General features: G+C 67.9%; 15 protein-coding genes and 1 tRNA gene. 13 read left to right on the top strand and 3 right to left on the bottom strand.

Going from position 1 to position 17125, the window contains the following annotated elements; all coding sequences use genetic code 11:
- The first annotated feature begins 2 nt into the window (after window positions 1–2).
- Together ACQEWB_RS28465 and ACQEWB_RS28470 are read left to right on the top strand one after the other, a co-directional pair.
- Window positions 3–1472, top strand: a complete 1470-nt coding sequence (locus ACQEWB_RS28465) for a DHA2 family efflux MFS transporter permease subunit (protein WP_432835846.1) — start codon at window positions 3–5, stop codon at window positions 1470–1472.
- A gap of 331 nt (window positions 1473–1803) precedes the next feature.
- The gene (locus tag ACQEWB_RS28470) at window positions 1804–2859 is read left to right on the top strand and encodes a UDP-N-acetylmuramate dehydrogenase (RefSeq protein ID WP_432835848.1); all 1056 of its coding nucleotides are present in this window, start codon (window positions 1804–1806) and stop codon (window positions 2857–2859) included.
- Here ACQEWB_RS28470 and ACQEWB_RS28475 read toward each other — a convergent pair.
- Window positions 2856–3485: an NAD(P)-dependent oxidoreductase gene (locus ACQEWB_RS28475; protein ID WP_432835850.1), complete on the bottom strand. Its 630-nt coding sequence runs from the start codon at window positions 3483–3485 to the stop codon at window positions 2856–2858. The two genes, ACQEWB_RS28470 and ACQEWB_RS28475, sit on opposite strands and share 4 nt — an antisense overlap.
- A gap of 112 nt (window positions 3486–3597) precedes the next feature.
- On the opposite strand from ACQEWB_RS28475, the gene ACQEWB_RS28480 reads away from it, so the two are divergent.
- Window positions 3598–4194, top strand: coding sequence for a TetR/AcrR family transcriptional regulator (locus tag ACQEWB_RS28480; protein ID WP_432835852.1), 597 nt, complete (start codon window positions 3598–3600; stop codon window positions 4192–4194).
- A 60-nt stretch (window positions 4195–4254) separates the two neighbouring features.
- Here the strand turns inward: ACQEWB_RS28480 and ACQEWB_RS28485 are convergent, their stop codons facing one another.
- Entirely contained in the window at window positions 4255–5283 is a 1029-nt protein-coding gene (locus ACQEWB_RS28485; RefSeq protein WP_432835854.1) for an adenosine deaminase, read from the bottom strand.
- A 113-nt stretch (window positions 5284–5396) separates the two neighbouring features.
- The gene (locus ACQEWB_RS28490) at window positions 5397–6623 is read right to left on the bottom strand and encodes a pyridoxal phosphate-dependent aminotransferase (protein ID WP_432835856.1); all 1227 of its coding nucleotides are present in this window, start codon (window positions 6621–6623) and stop codon (window positions 5397–5399) included.
- Between the two features lie 282 nt (window positions 6624–6905).
- Between ACQEWB_RS28490 and ACQEWB_RS28495 the strand changes: the two genes are divergently transcribed.
- The 10 genes from ACQEWB_RS28495 to rpoB all read left to right on the top strand — a co-directional run bounded on the left by ACQEWB_RS28495 (window position 6906) and on the right by rpoB (window position 17114).
- Window positions 6906–6978 (top strand) — tRNA-Trp (locus tag ACQEWB_RS28495).
- 104 nt (window positions 6979–7082) lie between these two features.
- The gene (gene secE, locus ACQEWB_RS28500) at window positions 7083–7370 is read left to right on the top strand and encodes a preprotein translocase subunit SecE (RefSeq protein ID WP_432835858.1); all 288 of its coding nucleotides are present in this window, start codon (window positions 7083–7085) and stop codon (window positions 7368–7370) included.
- Between the two features lie 80 nt (window positions 7371–7450).
- On the top strand, window positions 7451–8305 hold the full coding sequence (gene nusG / locus ACQEWB_RS28505) for a transcription termination/antitermination protein NusG (RefSeq protein WP_432835860.1): 855 nt from the start codon (window positions 7451–7453) through the stop codon (window positions 8303–8305).
- A 168-nt stretch (window positions 8306–8473) separates the two neighbouring features.
- Window positions 8474–8908 carry a 50S ribosomal protein L11 gene (gene rplK, locus ACQEWB_RS28510; protein WP_055631380.1) on the top strand — a complete coding sequence of 145 codons (435 nt, stop codon included), beginning with the start codon at window positions 8474–8476 and terminating at the stop codon, window positions 8906–8908.
- 85 nt (window positions 8909–8993) lie between these two features.
- Window positions 8994–9719: a 50S ribosomal protein L1 gene (rplA, locus tag ACQEWB_RS28515; RefSeq protein WP_432835863.1), complete on the top strand. Its 726-nt coding sequence runs from the start codon at window positions 8994–8996 to the stop codon at window positions 9717–9719.
- A 140-nt stretch (window positions 9720–9859) separates the two neighbouring features.
- On the top strand, window positions 9860–10762 hold the full coding sequence (locus ACQEWB_RS28520; protein WP_432835865.1) for a hypothetical protein: 903 nt from the start codon (window positions 9860–9862) through the stop codon (window positions 10760–10762).
- 119 nt (window positions 10763–10881) lie between these two features.
- A complete protein-coding gene (locus ACQEWB_RS28525; RefSeq protein WP_432835867.1) occupies window positions 10882–11748 on the top strand; it encodes a DUF1396 domain-containing protein in 867 nt (288 codons plus the stop codon).
- Between the two features lie 283 nt (window positions 11749–12031).
- On the top strand, window positions 12032–12562 hold the full coding sequence (gene rplJ / locus ACQEWB_RS28530; protein ID WP_432835869.1) for a 50S ribosomal protein L10: 531 nt from the start codon (window positions 12032–12034) through the stop codon (window positions 12560–12562).
- Between the two features lie 122 nt (window positions 12563–12684).
- Complete coding sequence (rplL, locus tag ACQEWB_RS28535) at window positions 12685–13068, top strand: 50S ribosomal protein L7/L12 (protein WP_186281297.1); 384 nt, start codon at window positions 12685–12687, stop codon at window positions 13066–13068.
- 560 nt (window positions 13069–13628) lie between these two features.
- Complete coding sequence (rpoB, locus tag ACQEWB_RS28540) at window positions 13629–17114, top strand: DNA-directed RNA polymerase subunit beta (protein ID WP_432835871.1); 3486 nt, start codon at window positions 13629–13631, stop codon at window positions 17112–17114.
- Window positions 17115–17125: the final 11 nt, after the last annotated feature.

Raw genomic sequence — 17125 nt, forward strand, 5'->3', positions numbered from 1 at the left:
CGATGTCACAGCAGACCGCAACCGAAACCGAAACCTCCGCACACCGCGGGGGAACCGTGGGAACCGTCTGGGCCCTCGTCATCACCAGCGTCGCCGGTTTCATGGCGGCCCTCGACAACCTCGTCGTCACCACCGCCCTGCCCTCCATCCGCAAAGACCTCGGCGGCGCGCTGGGCGACCTCGAATGGACGGTCAGCGCCTACACGCTCACTTTCGCCGTCCTCCTGATGTTCGGCGCGGCCCTGGGCGACCGCTTCGGCCGCCGCCGCATGTTCCTGGTCGGCCTCACCGTCTTCACCGGCGCGTCCGCAGCCGCGGCGATGGCGACCGGCATCAACACCCTCATCGCGGCCCGCGCGATCCAGGGCGTGGGCGCGGCGATCATGATGCCCCTCACCCTCACCCTCCTCACGGCAGCCGTCCCCGCCGCCAAGCGCGGCATGGCATACGGCATCTGGGGCGCGGTCAACGGCCTGGCGGTCGCCTCCGGCCCCCTCATCGGCGGCAGCCTCACCGAACACGTCTCCTGGCACTGGATCTTCTGGCTGAACGTCCCCCTGGGCATCGCCCTCCTGCCCCTGGCCCGCCTCCGCCTCGCGGAGTCGCACGGCACCGGCGCCCCGCTCGACATCCCCGGCACACTGCTCGCCAGCGGCGGCCTGTTCGGCATCGTCTACGGCCTGGTCCGCGGCCCGGCGGACGGCTGGACGGCACCCCTCGTCCTCACCGGCCTCTTCGCGGGCACCGCCCTCCTCATCGCCTTCATCCTCTACAGCACACGGGCCAAGAACCCCATGCTCCCGATGCGCCTGTTCCGCTCCCGGGCCTTCTCCGGCATCAACGCGGCGAGCCTGCTGATGTTCCTGGGCATGTTCGGCTCGATCTTCCTGCTGAGCCAGTTCATGCAGGGCGTCCTCGGCTACTCGCCCACCGAGGCGGGCCTCAGGATGCTCCCCTGGACCGGCATGCCGATGCTGGTCGCCCCCATCGCCGGCATCCTGTCCGACCGCATCGGCGGCCGCCCCGTAGTCGCCGCGGGCCTGTTCTTCCAAGCAGCCGGCCTGGCCTGGATGGCCACCGTCGTCGCCCCCGGCGTCTCCTACGCCGCCCAGCTCCCCGGCCTGATCATCAGCGGCATCGGCATGGCCCTCTACTTCGCCCCCGCCGCCAACCTGGTCATGTCCAGCGTGCTCCCCAAGGAACAGGGCATCGCCTCCGGCGCGAACAACGCGCTGCGCGAGGTCGGCGGAGCGCTCGGCATCGCGATCATGTCGTCGATCTTCTCCTCGCAGGGTGGCTACGAGTCCGCACAGACCTTCGTCGACGGCCTCCAGCCCGCGCTGATCACCGGCGCCGCGGTGGTGGCCCTGGCAGCGGTGGCGGCACTGCTTATCCCGCGGCGGCGCGGCGCGACGACCGCGACGCCGGTCGAGGAGGAAGCGACACCGGCACTGGAGCCGATCGCAGGCTGAACGACGCGGAACGGCCCCGTCCTCTCGGACGGGGCCGTTCCGCACGTACCGCCAAAGAAAGCTGAGGCCGGGCAGGCTTTGAGGAGCCGTCGTACGCGCCCGCACTCGCGCAACGGCGAGCAGGGGACGTGGCGGGGGGTGTCTGCCCGCAGGGTTGGCGCGTCAACGCGGGCACCTCTTCAGGAGACCGATTCCGCGCCGTTCCGAGGACGGACACCCCCCGCCACGGCCCCGACCCCCGACGAACCGTAGTGCGCGACGCGCACCCCCACACATCCGCACAGGCCGCCGCAGGCATCCCCGCCCCCCCTCGCCCCGTACCCTTGAGCCCGTGCAGGAACTCCACGACGCCCCCCTCGCCCCCCTGACCACCTTCCGCCTGGGCGGCCCCGCGACCCGGCTGCTGACCGCGACCACCGACGCCGAGGTCATCGCCGCAGTCCGCGAGGCCGACGCCGCAGGGACCCCCCTCCTCCTCATCGGCGGCGGTTCCAACCTGGTCATCGGCGACAAGGGCTTCGCGGGCACCGCACTCGTCATCGCGACCAAGGGCTTCGACCTCGACGGCACCCGCCTGGAGCTCGCCGCCGGCGAGACCTGGACCGACGCCGTCGCGCACACCGTGGAGGCCGGCCTCGCCGGCATCGAGTGCCTCGCCGGCATCCCCGGCTCCGCAGGCGCGACGCCCATCCAGAACGTCGGCGCGTACGGCCAGGAGGTCTCCTCGACCATCACCGAGGTCATCGCCTACGACCGCACCACCCACGAAACAGTCACCGTCAAGAACGCCGACTGCGCCTTCTCGTACCGCCACAGCCGCTTCAAGTCCGACCCCGACCGCTACGTAGTCCTGCGCGTCCGCTTCTCCCTCGAAGACGCCAACGGCCTCTCGGCGCCCATCAAGTACGCCGAAACCGCCCGCGCCCTGGGCGTGGACCCCGGCGACCGCGTCCCCCTGACCGCTGCCCGCGAGACAGTCCTCAAGCTGCGTTCCGGCAAGGGCATGGTCCTGGACCAGGAGGACCACGACACCTGGTCGGCCGGCTCCTTCTTCACGAACCCGATCCTCACGGACGCGGACTTCGCCGAGTTCCACGCGCGCGTGAAGCAGCACCTGGGCCCCGACGCCGAGCCCCCCGCGTACCCCGCGGCCGAGGGCCACACCAAGACCTCCGCGGCCTGGCTGATCGACAAGGCCGGCTTCACCAAGGGCTACGGCACCGGCCCCGCCCGCATCTCCACGAAGCACACCCTCGCGCTCACCAACCGGGGCGAGGCGACCACCGAGGACCTGCTGACCCTGGCCCGCGAGGTGGTGGCCGGCGTCCACGACACCTTCGGCATCACGCTGGTCAACGAGCCGGTGACGGTGGGCGTCAGCCTTTAGTACGCCACTCCCACCCCCTGCTTCACCGTCCCCACCTCCCCGACCATGGACAGCATCGCGTGCGCCACATCCGCCCGCGCGATGAACCGCCCCTTGGGCGGAAACCCCCCGACGACCGTGCGATAGACACCGGACAGCGGCTTGTCCTGCAGCCGCGGCGGCCGCACCGACGTCCAGTCGGCACCACTGCGCGCGAGCTCCGCCTCCATCTCCCGCAGATCGTCGTAGACGCTCTTCAGCACCTTCGAGACCAGCCCCCGCGCGGCCCGGTCCACCACCCCGTCCGCCGGCTCGGGCCCGATCGGCCCGGCGCTGACCACCAGAATCCGCCGTATCCCCTCGGCCCGCATGGCGCCCAGGACGGTCCGGGTCAGCCGGGCCGCCACCCCCGCGTCCTTGCGCGACCGCGCACCCAGCCCCGACAGCACCGCGTCCCGCCCGGCCACCGCGGGCCGCACGGCCTCCGGGTCGGTGAGGTCGGCCCGGAACACCTCCAGGTTCGGCCCGGTCACGTCGAACCGGGCCGGATCACGGACGACGGCGGTGACGTGATGCCCGCCGGCCAGCGCCTGGCGGACGATCTCCCCGCCGATGCCCCCGGTGGCCCCGAAAACGGTGAGTTTCATGGCTACTCCCGTGCTCGCAGTTGGTGGGTGAGTACTCACTCACCCGTCCTCACCACTAGAGTGGGTAAACACTCACCCACCCGTCAAGCCCGATTGGACAAGTGGACAAGCCATGGAAACGAAGCCGGCCCGTGTCCGCATCCTCGATGCCGCTCACGAGCTGATGCTCACCGTCGGGCTGGCGAAGACCACGACGAAAGAGATCGCGAAGGCGGCCGACTGCTCGGAGGCCGCGCTGTACAAGTACTTCACGAGCAAGGAGGAGCTCTTCATCGGCGTCCTGTCGGAACGCCTGCCGAAGCTCACCCCACTGCTGAGCAGCCTCGCCGCGGAACCGAGCAGGGCCACCCTCGAACAGAACCTCACCGAGATCGCCCGCAACGCCGCCCTCTTCTACGAGCAGACGTTCCCGATCGCCGCTTCCCTGTACGCCGAGACCCAGCTCAAGCGCCGCCACGACGACGCGATGCGCGAGATGGGAACCGGCCCGCACAGGCCCATCGAGGGCCTGGACGCCTACCTGCGGGCCGAGCAGACCGCCGGCCGCGTCCGCCCCGACGTCGACACCTTCGCCGCCGCCTCGCTCCTCCTGGGCGCCTGTTCACAGCGGGCGTACGCCTACGACGCGACGAAAGAGGCCGTACGACCGTCGGTCGACGAGTTCGCCCACCGACTGGCCCGGACCCTCCTCCTCGGCATCACCGACTGACCCGGCCCCAGTTCCTCCCGAGCCCGAGCCCGAGTCCAGGCCCGAGCCCCAGCCCCAGCTCTAGGCCAGCCAGTCGTCCACCCCGGCCAGCAGCTTGGCCTTCATGTTCTCCGGCGCCGCCGAAGCCCGTACCGACTGCCGCGCCAGCTCCGCCAACTCCGCGTCCGTGAAGCCGTGATGACGACGCGCGATCTCGTACTGCGCGGCCAGCCGCGACCCGAAGAGCAGCGGGTCGTCGGCACCGAGCGCCATCGGGACCCCCGCCTCGTACAGGGTCCGCAGCGGCACGTCCTCGGCCTTCTCGTACACGCCCAACGCCACGTTCGACGCCGGACAGACCTCACACGTGACGCCCCGCTCCGCGAGCCGCTTCAGCAGCCGCGGATCCTCCGCCGCACGCACCCCGTGCCCGATCCGGTTCGCGTCCAGGTCGTCGAGGCAGTCCCGCACGGACGACGGGCCGGTCAGCTCCCCACCGTGCGGCGCGGACAGCAGCCCGCCCTCCCGCGCGATGTGGAACGCCCGGTCGAAGTCCCGTGCCATACCCCGGCGTTCGTCATTGGACAGCCCGAACCCGACGACCCCCCGGTCCGCGTACCGCACCGCAAGGCGGGCCAGCGTGCGCGCGTCCAGCGGATGCTTCATCCGGTTCGCGGCGACCAGCACCCGCATCCCCAGCCCGGTCTCCCGCGAGGTCGTCTCGACCGCGTCCAGGATGATCTCCAGCGCCGGGATCAGCCCGCCCAGCCGGGGCGCGTACGAGGTCGGGTCGACCTGGATCTCCAGCCACCCCGAGCCGTCCTTCACGTCCTCCTCCGCGGCCTCCCGCACCAGCCGCCGGATGTCGTCCGGCTCCCTGAGGCACGAGCGGGCGGCGTCGTACAACCGCTGGAAACGGAACCAGCCCCGCTCGTCGGTGGCCCGCAGTCTCGGGGGTTCCCCGCTGGTCAGTGCGTCGACCAGCGCCTCGGGCAGCCGCACACCGTACTTGTCGGCCAGTTCCAGAACCGTCCCCGGGCGCATCGAGCCGGTGAAGTGCAGGTGCAGATGGGCTTTCGGCAGCTCAGAGACATCACGTACACGCTCCATCCCAGGATCCTGCCGTACGTCGGAGGGGTCCCGGTACCGCTTTCCCCTTTAGTGGTCTTGCTCGCACGAAAAAGCGCCCCCTCATGTGAGGGGGCGCTTCCGGTACGGCGGCCTCAGTCCCGGGCCTCCGCCAGCAGCTTCTGGATCCGGCTGACGCCCTCGACGAGATCCTCGTCACCCAGGGCGTACGACAGCCGCAGGTAACCCGGCGTGCCGAAGGCCTCGCCCGGGACGACCGCGACCTCGGCCTCCTCCAGGATCAGCGCGGCCAGCTCGACCGTGTCCTGCGGGCGCTTGCCGCGGATCTCCTTGCCGACCAGGGCCTTGACCGAGGGGTACGCGTAGAAGGCGCCCTCCGGCTCGGGGCAGAGCACGCCCTCGATCTCGTTGAGCATGCGGACGATCGTCTTGCGGCGACGGTCGAACGCCTCCTTCATCTCCTCCACGGCCGACAGGTCGCCGGAGACGGCGGCGAGCGCGGCCACCTGAGCGACGTTCGACACGTTGGAGGTGGCGTGCGACTGGAGGTTGGTCGCGGCCTTGACGACGTCCTTGGGGCCGATGACCCAGCCCACCCGCCAGCCGGTCATGGCGTACGTCTTGGCGACACCGTTGACCACGATGGTCTTGTCGGCGAGCTCGGGCACGACCACGGGCAGGGAGTGGAACTCGGCGTCGCCGTAGACCAGGTGTTCGTAGATCTCGTCGGTCAGGACCCACAGGCCCTTCTCGACAGCCCAGCGGCCGATCTCCTCGATCTGCTCGCGGGTGTAGACCGCGCCCGTCGGGTTGGACGGGGAGACGAACAGCAGCACCTTGGTGTTCTCGGTGCGGGCCGCCTCCAGCTGCTCGACCGAGACGCGGTAGCCGGTGGTCTCGTCCGCGACGACGTCCACGGGGACACCGCCGGCGAGGCGGATCGACTCCGGGTACGTCGTCCAGTACGGGGCCGGGACGATGACCTCGTCGCCCGGGTCGAGGATTGCGGCGAAGGCCTCGTAGATGGCCTGCTTGCCGCCGTTGGTGACGAGGACCTGGGCGGCCTCCACCTCGTAGCCGGAGTCGCGCAGCGTCTTCGCGGCGATCGCGGACTTCAGCTCGGGCAGGCCGCCGGCCGGGGTGTACCGGTGGTACTTCGGGTTCGAGCAGGCCTCGATGGCGGCCTGGACGATGTAGTCCGGGGTCGGGAAGTCGGGCTCGCCGGCGCCGAAGCCGATCACCGGACGCCCGGCGGCCTTGAGGGCCTTGGCCTTGGCGTCCACGGCGAGGGTGGCGGACTCGGAGATCGCGCCGACTCGGGCGGAGACCCGGCGCTCGGTGGGAGGGGTTGCAGCGCTCATGGGGCCCATCGTTCCAGACCCGAAACGTGCCGGGCACGCGGGTTTCACAGACTGAACATGTGGGGGTCGGCCACTGAACACCCGTCCGGAATCCGGCGGTGGCCTGGTGATCTTCCGGAGGTTTTCCGGCGATCTTCCTCTGCCAAGGCCCCTACGCGGGCTTTCTGTTCGACGGGGCGCTCCGGACCACGTACACTCTCACCTCGTTGGCCATCAACTGCCGCGCCGCAAGCGGTGCACACCGAGCACTCGGTCGGATGCGGTACGTTGGGGGCGAACCAAAGGGTCGTAGCTCAATTGGTAGAGCACCGGTCTCCAAAACCGGCGGTTGGGGGTTCAAGTCCCTCCGGCCCTGCTACACACACCTTCGCCGGTGTGCGCATGTACGTACAGCAATGCACCGCCGTGCGGCTCAGACCGGGCGCGGCACGGCCACGACCCGGGAACAGGTGAGGACGAATGGCGGACGCCGTGGGCTCCATCGACACGCCTGATGCCCAGGACGAGGCGCAGGAGACGACGAAGAAGGCCCGCAAGGGCGGCAAGCGGGCCAAGAAGGGTCCGTTCAAGAGGCTCGGCCTCTTCTACCGCCAGGTCATCGCCGAGCTCCGCAAGGTCGTCTGGCCTACGCGCAACCAGCTGACGACGTACACCACTGTGGTGATTGTCTTCGTCGTCATCATGATCGGCCTGGTCACCGTGATTGACTATGGACTCAGCCACGCCGCCAAGTACGTCTTCGGCTGAGCCGACCGCGAAGGGCGCCGTGGTTACCGGCGCCCCTTTCGCATGTTCCACCCCTATGTATCCAGGAAGAAGCAGCCACCGTGTCTGACCCGAACCTGAACGACGCCATCGAGCCCGACGAGTCGCTGGATGACGAGCTCGACATCGTCGAGGGCGCGGACGAGGAGGACGAGTTCGAGGCTGCCGACGCCGAGGCGGGCGAGCCGGCCGAGGAAGCCGCGCTGCACGTCGAGGACGACTCCGAGGAGACCGACGAGGACTCCGAGGAAGCCGACGCCGAGCTCGAAGAGGCCGAGGCCGAGGAGGAGACCGAGCCGGTCGACCCCGTCGAGGCCCTCCGCGAGGAGCTGCGCACGCTGCCCGGCGAGTGGTACGTGATCCACACCTACGCCGGTTACGAGAACCGCGTGAAGACCAACCTGGAGCAGCGCGCCGTCTCGCTGAACGTCGAGGACTACATCTTCCAGGCCGAGGTGCCGCAGGAAGAGGTCGTCCAGATCAAGAACGGCGACCGCAAGACGATCAAGCAGAACAAGCTCCCGGGTTACGTCCTCGTCCGCATGGACCTGACGAACGAGTCCTGGGGCGTCGTCCGCAACACCCCCGGTGTCACCGGCTTCGTGGGCAACGCGTACGACCCGTACCCGCTGACCCTGGACGAGATCGTCAAGATGCTCGCCCCGGAGGCCGAGGAGAAGGCCGCCCGTGAGGCCGCCGAGGCCGAGGGCAAGCCGGCTCCGCAGCGCAAGGTCGAGGTCCAGGTGCTGGACTTCGAGGTGGGCGACTCGGTCACCGTCACCGACGGCCCGTTCGCCACGCTCCAGGCGACGATCAACGAGATCAACCCCGACTCGAAGAAGGTCAAGGGTCTCGTCGAGATCTTCGGCCGCGAGACGCCGGTCGAGCTTTCGTTCGACCAGATCCAGAAGAACTAGCTTCTTCCGGAAAGAGCTTCCGAGCAGGTCAGACCGGCTGTTCGCAGCCGGTCTGACCTGCTCGGTTTTTGGCCGCGCATCTATACCCGTTATCGTTGTGCGGTATGCCTTCTCCCGGGACGCGACCCGGGGCGAGGGCACACTCGAATCGAAAGGACCCGGAGAGTAATGCCTCCCAAGAAGAAGAAGGTCACGGGGCTCATCAAGCTCCAGATCAACGCCGGTGCGGCGAACCCCGCCCCGCCGGTCGGCCCCGCGCTCGGTCAGCACGGCGTCAACATCATGGAGTTCTGCAAGGCCTACAACGCCGCGACCGAGTCGCAGCGTGGCTGGGTCATCCCGGTGGAGATCACGGTCTACGAGGACCGCTCCTTCACCTTCGTGACCAAGACGCCGCCGGCCGCGAAGATGATCCTCAAGGCCGCGGGTGTCGAGAAGGGCTCCGGCGAGCCGCACAAGACCAAGGTCGCCAAGATCACCGAGGCGCAGGTCCGCGAGATCGCCACGACCAAGCTTCCCGACCTGAACGCCAACGACCTGGACGCCGCCGCGAAGATCATCGCCGGCACCGCCCGTTCCATGGGCATCACGGTCGAGGGCTGAGCCCCAACCCCCGTACGTCAAGCAGAAGAAGTGGTAGGACCTGCTCGGTCCGGACCACGACTCCTCAGAAGCATCAGGAGCAGTAGTGAGCAAGCGCAGCAAGTCTCTCCGCGCTGCGGACGCCAAGGTCGACCGGGAGAAGCTCTACGCCCCGCTCGAGGCCGTCCGTCTCGCCAAGGAGACCTCCACGACCAAGTTCGACGGCACCGTCGAGGTCGCCTTCCGTCTGGGTGTCGACCCGCGCAAGGCCGACCAGATGGTCCGTGGCACCGTGAACCTTCCGCACGGCACCGGTAAGACCGCCCGGGTCCTGGTCTTCGCGACCGGCGACCGTGCCGAGGCCGCGCGTGCCGCGGGCGCCGACATCGTCGGTGCCGACGAGCTGATCGACGAGGTCTCGAAGGGCCGCCTGGACTTCGACGCCGTCGTCGCCACCCCGGACCTCATGGGCAAGGTCGGCCGCCTCGGCCGCGTGCTCGGTCCCCGTGGTCTCATGCCGAACCCCAAGACCGGCACCGTGACCCCGGACGTGGCGAAGGCCGTCACCGAGATCAAGGGCGGCAAGATCGAGTTCCGCGTCGACAAGCACTCGAACCTGCACTTCATCATCGGCAAGACGTCGTTCGACGACACCAAGCTGGTGGAGAACTACGGTGCGGCGCTGGAGGAGATCCTCCGTCTGAAGCCGTCCGCCGCCAAGGGTCGCTACATCAAGAAGGCCGCCATCAGCACCACGATGGGCCCCGGCATTCCGGTCGACTCGAACCGCACCCGCAACCTCCTCGTCGAGGAGGACCCGGCCGCCGTCTGATCCTGACGGCAGTCGCGTACGCGTGTCTGACGCGGGCCCCGCAACCTTTCGAGGTGCGGGGCCCGTCTCTTTTCCCGGTACGAGTGTCAGTGCCCTGCGTTAGCGTGCAGGCACAGGAGTCACATAGGGGTGGGGGACGGATGAAAAGCACGACCGTACGCCGGATCGGTCTGTTCGCGGCGGTGGTGGCCGCGCTGTCGGGGACGGCGGCCTGTAGCTCCGCGGACTCCTCCGGGGGCTCGGGCAAGGACGACGGTGCGTCCGGCAAGGGGGCGACGCAGGTCAGCCCCATCGCGGCCCTGCGCAGCGCCGAGAAGTCCACCGACGGCGCCGACTCCGCCAAGGTCGAGTCGACGACCACCATGGGCTCCCTGATGTCCATGACGGCCGACGGCGCCCTCGGCTGGTCCGACGGCCTCAGCGGCAACCTCGTCATCACGTACACCGGCGGCACCATGGCCGACACCATGCGCCAGCTCGGCAGCACGTCCATGGAGGCGCGGTACCTCCCGGACGCCTACTACGCGAAGATGGGCGAGAAGTTCGCCGCGCAGGCGGGCGGCAAGCACTGGATCCGGTACGGCTACGAGGACCTGGCCGACCTGGGCGGCAGCTCCGGCACCTACCTCAAGGACCAGATGCAGAACACCACCCCGAACCAGTCGGTGAAGCTCCTGCTGGCCTCCGGGGACGTCAAGAAGGTCGGCACCGAGAAGGTGCGCGGAGTGGACGCCACGCACTACTCGGGCACGGTGGACGTCGCCGACCTGGCCGGCAAGAACTCCAACCTCACCGCGAGCCAGCTGGCCGGTCTGAAGAAGCAGCTCACCCAGGCCGGCGTCACCACGGAGACCGTCGACATCTGGGTCGACGGAAAGGACCTGCTGGTCAAGAAGGTCGAGAAGGGTGAGATGACGGCCGGTCAGTACACCCAGACCGCGTACTACAGCGACTACGGCGTGAAGGTCTCCGTGGCCAAGCCCGCGGCGAGCGACACCGAGGACTTCAAGCAGCTGCTGAAGCAGCAGGGCAGCAGCTCCTGAGACGGGTGGGGCCGGTGGGTCTCCTGTTGCAGGTGAGAAACCAGGAGACCTTTGCTGTCTCTTGGGGTTAGGATCACGGCACTTCTGTGTATCTGCCATGCGTTCCTTGGGGGGAATCGATGGGGTCTGTGTCTTCTGTACGTGGTTCGGTGCGCCGTAGGGCCACGGGTGCCGGTCTCGCGGCTCTGCTGCTCGCCGCCGGAGCGGTCGGCTGTCAGAAGGGCGACTCCGACTCCTCGCCCGAGATGACGCCCGCGGCCGCCGTCGCCAAGGCCGCCAAGAACAGCGCGGACATCACCTCCCTCCGCTACAAGATGACCGGCAAGGTCCCGGGCGAGGGCAAGGTCTCCGGCGAGGCCTCGATGAGCATGAAGCCGCTGGCCATGAGCATGAAGATGACGGCCGCCGAGGCGGGGGCCGACGGCCCGGTGGAGATCCGGCTCGTGGACAACGCCATGTACATCGGCGGCAACGCCTCCATGACCAAGGAGATGGGCGGCAAGAGCTGGATCAAGTTCGACATGTCCGCGGCCGGCGCGGACACGGGGCTCGACACCGAGAAGCTGGGCGCCGGCACGGCCGACCAGAACCCGGCCGCCGACTCCTCCTTCCTGACCGGCTCCAAGGACGTGAAGAAGGTCGGCACCGAGACCGTCGACGGGGTGAAGACCACCCACTACAAGGGCACGGTCACCCTCGCCGACCTCAAGGCCTCCCTCAAGGACGAGAGCAAGACCGTCCAGGAGCAGCGCGAGAAGGCCCTCGACCAGTACACGAAGATGGGCATCGACAAGATGACCATGGACATGTGGGTCGACGGCGAGAACCACACCAAGCAGTTCCGGATGCAGGGCACGGCCGACAAGGGCCCGCTCGACATGACGATCACCTTCCTCGACATCAACAAGCCCGTGACGGTCACCGCCCCGCCGGCCAAGGAGACCGCCGACCTCGCCGAGATGATGAAGGAACTCCAGAGCAGCTGAGCCGTACGGGCGGATTTGCCTGACCGCGATCCGTTCCCGTACTCTTCTCCAGAAGCCAAAGACCGCTGGTCGTTGCCGTGCGCTCGCAAGAGGGCGCGGTGGCCGAAGGATCCGCTGAACCGCGGACGACCCGCGCAGGTGACTGTGGAAGTGCTCCCGGAATCCGCTGCTTTACGGCATGCGAGTCCCGGTCGAGCTACGCCCCGTGCGCCTGCGCCGGGGCGTTTCGTTTTCCCCAGCCCCTTCTGAGCGGTCCCATCACCCGGAAGGAGGCCGACGCTCTATGGCAAGGCCCGACAAGGCTGCCGCGGTGGCCGAGCTCACGGAGCAGTTCCGTAGCTCGAACGCCGCCGTGCTGACCGAGTACCGGGGTCTCACCGTGGCGCAGCTCAAGACGCTGCGTCGTTCGCTCGGTGACGACGCCCAGTACGCCGTGGTGAAGAACACGCTGACCAAGATCGCGGCCAACGAGGCCGGGATCTCCACGCTCGACGACCTGTTCAACGGTCCGACGGCGGTTGCCTTCATCACCGGTGACCCGGTGACGTCGGCGAAGGGTCTTCGTGACTTCGCCAAGGACAACCCGAACCTCGTCATCAAGGGCGGTGTCCTTGACGGCAAGGCGCTGTCCGCCGACGAGATCAAGAAGCTCGCGGACCTCGAGTCCCGCGAGGTTCTGCTCTCCAAGCTGGCGGGTGCCTTCAAGGGCAAGCAGACTCAGGCTGCGCAGCTCTTCCAGGCGCTTCCGTCGAAGCTCGTCCGCACGGTGGACGCCCTTCGCGCCAAGCAAGAAGAGCAGGGCGGTGCCGAGTAACTCGGCTCGCGAAATGACCGCCGCCTGAGGCTTCCCGCCTGAGGCAACGGTCGTAGCGGGCCGAACGTACGCCCGCCAGACATGTACACACCGGCACCAGCCGAAATTAGTGAAGGGAAGCCATCGTGGCTCTCACCCAGGACGAACTGCTCGCCGAGTTCGAGGGCATGACCCTCATCCAGCTCTCCGAGTTCGTGAAGGCGTTCGAGGAGAAGTTCGACGTCACCGCCGCCGCCGCGGTCGCCGTCGCCGGTCCGGCCGGTCCGGCCGCCCCCGCCGAGGCTGCTGAGGAGAAGGACGAGTTCGACGTCATCCTCACGGGTGCCGGCGACAAGAAGATCCAGGTCATCAAGGTCGTGCGTGAGCTGACCTCCCTGGGTCTGAAGGAGGCCAAGGACCTCGTGGACGGCGCCCCGAAGCCCGTTCTCGAGAAGGTCGCCAAGGACGCCGCCGAGAAGGCCGCCGAGTCCCTCAAGGGCGCCGGCGCCTCCGTCGAGGTCAAGTAAGACCCTGCGGGTCCGCACGGACTCGCCTGCGCCGCAGCCGTCGTAAGAGAGGGCTGTAACGCTCAAGCACCGAAGAGCGATCATCCATCCGGGTGGTCGCTCTTCGGCGTTCCTGGGAGCGTGGCCACGGTTGCCTTGCGGCCTCGGGCACGAGGGGTATGGTGATCTTCGTCGTGTCTCCCGAATGCCCTGGTTCGGGCAGGGGGGCCTTGACGAACCGCACGCAGCGCGCAATTCTCAGGACGCGTCGCCAGAACGGTCCGAATCCGAGGCATGGATCGGCGACGAAGAGGGCAGTATCAACGTGCGTTGAGGGCAGGCATGCCGAAGGCGTTGAGGGTGACGAGGGTCAAAGAAAATCGGGGCTGGACATCAGTGCGCCAAGTGGCTACACTGACCCTTTGCGCTGCCTGTTAGCTGTCCCCTGCCCGTCACCAGGGGTCTGCCCTCGCCTCAGCATTGTCGATCACATCATCCCTGACCTGGGATTTTGTCGACTGTGCGGTGGATGAGGGGCCGGGGAGCGCGTAGTGAGTCCGAGCCCTCGGAAGGACCCCCTCTTGGCCGCCTCGCGCACTGCCTCGAACGCGAATACGAACAATGGCGCCAGCACTGCCCCGCTGCGCATCTCCTTTGCAAAGATCAAGGAGCCTCTCGAGGTTCCCAACCTGCTCGCGCTGCAGACCGAGAGCTTTGACTGGCTGCTCGGCAACACCGCTTGGCAGAGTCGGGTCGAGGAGGCTCTGGAGTCCGGTCAGGACGTCCCCACCAAGTCCGGTCTGGAGGAGATCTTCGAGGAGATCTCCCCGATCGAGGACTTCTCCGGGTCGATGTCGCTGACGTTCCGCGACCACCGCTTCGAGCCGCCGAAGAACAGCATCGACGAGTGCAAGGAGCGCGACTTCACGTACGCCGCCCCGCTCTTCGTGACGGCTGAGTTCACCAACAACGAGACCGGCGAGATCAAGTCCCAGACGGTCTTCATGGGCGACTTCCCGCTCATGACGAACAAGGGCACCTTCGTCATCAACGGCACCGAGCGTGTCGTGGTGTCGCAGCTGGTCCGTTCGCCCGGTGTCTACTTCGACTCCTCCATCGACAAGACGTCCGACAAGGACATCTTCTCGGCCAAGATCATCCCGTCCCGGGGTGCCTGGCTGGAGATGGAGATCGACAAGCGCGACATGGTCGGTGTCCGCATCGACCGCAAGCGCAAGCAGTCCGTGACCGTCCTCCTCAAGGCTCTCGGTTGGACGACCGAGCAGATCCTGGAGGAGTTCGGCGAGTACGAGTCGATGCGCGCCACCCTGGAGAAGGACCACACCCAGGGCCAGGACGACGCGCTGCTCGACATCTACCGCAAGCTGCGTCCGGGCGAGCCCCCCACGCGTGAGGCCGCGCAGACGCTGCTCGAGAACCTCTACTTCAACCCGAAGCGTTACGACCTCGCCAAGGTCGGCCGCTACAAGGTCAACAAGAAGCTGGGTGCGGACGCTCCGCTGGACGCGGGCGTGCTGACCGTCGAGGACATCATCTCGACGATCAAGTACCTGGTGAAGCTGCACGCCGGCGAGGTCGAGACCACCGGTGACAGCGGCGGCACGATCGTCGTCGAGACCGACGACATCGACCACTTCGGCAACCGTCGTCTGCGCAGCGTCGGCGAGCTCATCCAGAACCAGGTCCGCACGGGTCTGGCTCGTATGGAGCGCGTCGTTCGTGAGCGCATGACGACCCAGGACGTCGAGGCGATCACGCCGCAGACCCTGATCAACATCCGGCCGGTCGTCGCCTCCATCAAGGAGTTCTTCGGCACCAGCCAGCTCTCGCAGTTCATGGACCAGAACAACCCGCTGTCGGGTCTCACCCACAAGCGCCGTCTGTCGGCTCTTGGCCCGGGTGGTCTCTCCCGTGAGCGGGCCGGCTTCGAGGTCCGTGACGTGCACCCGTCTCACTACGGCCGTATGTGCCCCATTGAGACTCCCGAAGGCCCGAACATCGGTCTGATCGGTTCGCTCGCCTCCTACGGCCGCGTCAACGCGTTCGGCTTCGTGGAGACGCCGTACCGCAAGGTCAACGGCGACGTCGTCACCGACGAGGTCGACTACCTGACGGCCGACGAAGAGGACCGATTCGTCATCGCGCAGGCCAACGCCACGCTCGACGACAACATGCGTTTCACCGAGAACCGCGTCCTGGTCCGCCGCCGTGGCGGCGAGGTCGACTACGTCCCCGGTGACGACGTGGACTACATGGACGTCTCGCCGCGCCAGATGGTGTCGGTCGCGACCGCCATGATCCCGTTCCTCGAGCACGACGACGCCAACCGTGCCCTCATGGGCGCGAACATGATGCGTCAGGCCGTGCCGCTGATCAAGAGCGAGTCCCCGCTCGTCGGCACCGGCATGGAGTACCGCTCCGCCGTCGACGCCGGCGACGTGGTCAAGGCCGAGAAGGACGGTGTGGTCCAGGAGGTCTCCGCGGACTACATCACCACCGCCAACGACGACGGCACGTACATCACGTACCGCCTGGCCAAGTTCTCCCGGTCCAACCAGGGCACCTCGGTCAACCAGAAGGTCATCGTCAACGAGGGCGACCGGATCATCACGGGCCAGGTGCTCGCTGACGGTCCCGCCACCCAGAACGGCGAGATGGCGCTGGGCAAGAACCTGCTCGTGGCGTTCATGCCGTGGGAGGGTCACAACTACGAGGACGCGATCATCCTGTCGCAGCGCCTCGTGCAGGACGACGTCCTCTCCTCGATCCACATCGAGGAGCACGAGGTCGACGCCCGTGACACCAAGCTCGGCCCCGAGGAGATCACCCGGGACATCCCGAACGTCTCCGAGGAGGTCCTCGCCGACCTCGACGAGCGCGGCATCATCCGTATCGGTGCCGAGGTCATCGCCGGTGACATCCTCGTCGGCAAGGTCACGCCCAAGGGTGAGACCGAGCTGACCCCCGAGGAGCGCCTGCTGCGCGCGATCTTCGGTGAGAAGGCCCGTGAGGTCCGTGACACCTCGCTGAAGGTGCCGCACGGCGAGACCGGCAAGGTCATCGGCGTCCGCGTCTTCGACCGCGAGGAGGGCGACGAGCTTCCCCCCGGTGTGAACCAGCTGGTGCGCGTGTACGTGGCGCAGAAGCGCAAGATCACCGACGGTGACAAGCTCGCCGGCCGTCACGGCAACAAGGGCGTCATCTCGAAGATCCTGCCGATCGAGGACATGCCGTTCCTGGAGGACGGCACCGCGGTCGACATCATCCTCAACCCGCTGGGTGTCCCGTCCCGAATGAACCCGGGACAGGTCCTGGAGATCCACCTCGGCTGGCTCGCCAGCCGCGGCTGGGACGTCTCCGGTCTCGGCGAGGAGTGGGCGCAGCGCCTCCAGGCGATCGGCGCCGACGCGGTCGACCCGGGCACGAACGTCGCGACCCCCGTCTTCGACGGTGCGCGCGAGGACGAGCTCGCGGGTCTGCTCCAGCACACCATCCCGAACCGGGACGGCGAGCGCATGGTGCTCCCGACCGGTAAGGCGCGGCTGTTCGACGGCCGTAGTGGTGAGCCGTTCCCGGACCCGATCTCGGTCGGCTACATGTACATCCTGAAGCTGCACCACCTGGTCGACGACAAGCTGCACGCCCGCTCGACCGGCCCCTACTCGATGATCACCCAGCAGCCGCTGGGTGGTAAGGCCCAGTTCGGTGGCCAGCGGTTCGGCGAGATGGAGGTGTGGGCGCTGGAGGCTTATGGCGCCGCGTACGCCCTCCAGGAGCTGCTGACCATCAAGTCCGACGACGTCACCGGCCGCGTGAAGGTCTACGAGGCCATCGTCAAGGGCGAGAACATCCCCGAGCCCGGCATCCCCGAGTCCTTCAAGGTGCTCATCAAGGAGATGCAGTCTCTCTGCCTGAACGTGGAGGTGCTGTCCAGCGACGGTATGTCCATCGAGATGCGTGACACCGACGAGGACGTCTTCCGCGCGGCGGAGGAGCTCGGCATCGACCTGTCCCGGCGCGAGCCGAGCAGCGTCGAAGAGGTCTGACGGGCGTCCGG

It is taken from the genome of Streptomyces sp. CA-249302 (assembly GCF_050936785.1).
Classification (GTDB): Bacteria; Actinomycetota; Actinomycetes; order Streptomycetales; family Streptomycetaceae; genus Streptomyces.

What these genes read in the sequence shown, in the direction of transcription:
- ACQEWB_RS28465 (WP_432835846.1), top strand. Translation starts at nt 3, where the DNA reads ATGTCACAGCAGACCGCAACCGAAACCGAAACCTCCGCACACCGCGGG.
- ACQEWB_RS28485 (WP_432835854.1), bottom strand. Translation starts at nt 5,283, where the DNA reads ATGGAGCGTGTACGTGATGTCTCTGAGCTGCCGAAAGCCCATCTGCAC.
- ACQEWB_RS28480 (WP_432835852.1), top strand. Translation starts at nt 3,598, where the DNA reads ATGGAAACGAAGCCGGCCCGTGTCCGCATCCTCGATGCCGCTCACGAG.
- secE (WP_432835858.1), top strand. Translation starts at nt 7,083, where the DNA reads ATGGCGGACGCCGTGGGCTCCATCGACACGCCTGATGCCCAGGACGAG.
- ACQEWB_RS28490 (WP_432835856.1), bottom strand. Translation starts at nt 6,623, where the DNA reads ATGAGCGCTGCAACCCCTCCCACCGAGCGCCGGGTCTCCGCCCGAGTC.
- ACQEWB_RS28520 (WP_432835865.1), top strand. Translation starts at nt 9,860, where the DNA reads ATGAAAAGCACGACCGTACGCCGGATCGGTCTGTTCGCGGCGGTGGTG.
- rplJ (WP_432835869.1), top strand. Translation starts at nt 12,032, where the DNA reads ATGGCAAGGCCCGACAAGGCTGCCGCGGTGGCCGAGCTCACGGAGCAG.
- ACQEWB_RS28525 (WP_432835867.1), top strand. Translation starts at nt 10,882, where the DNA reads ATGGGGTCTGTGTCTTCTGTACGTGGTTCGGTGCGCCGTAGGGCCACG.
- ACQEWB_RS28475 (WP_432835850.1), bottom strand. Translation starts at nt 3,485, where the DNA reads ATGAAACTCACCGTTTTCGGGGCCACCGGGGGCATCGGCGGGGAGATC.
- rplK (WP_055631380.1), top strand. Translation starts at nt 8,474, where the DNA reads ATGCCTCCCAAGAAGAAGAAGGTCACGGGGCTCATCAAGCTCCAGATC.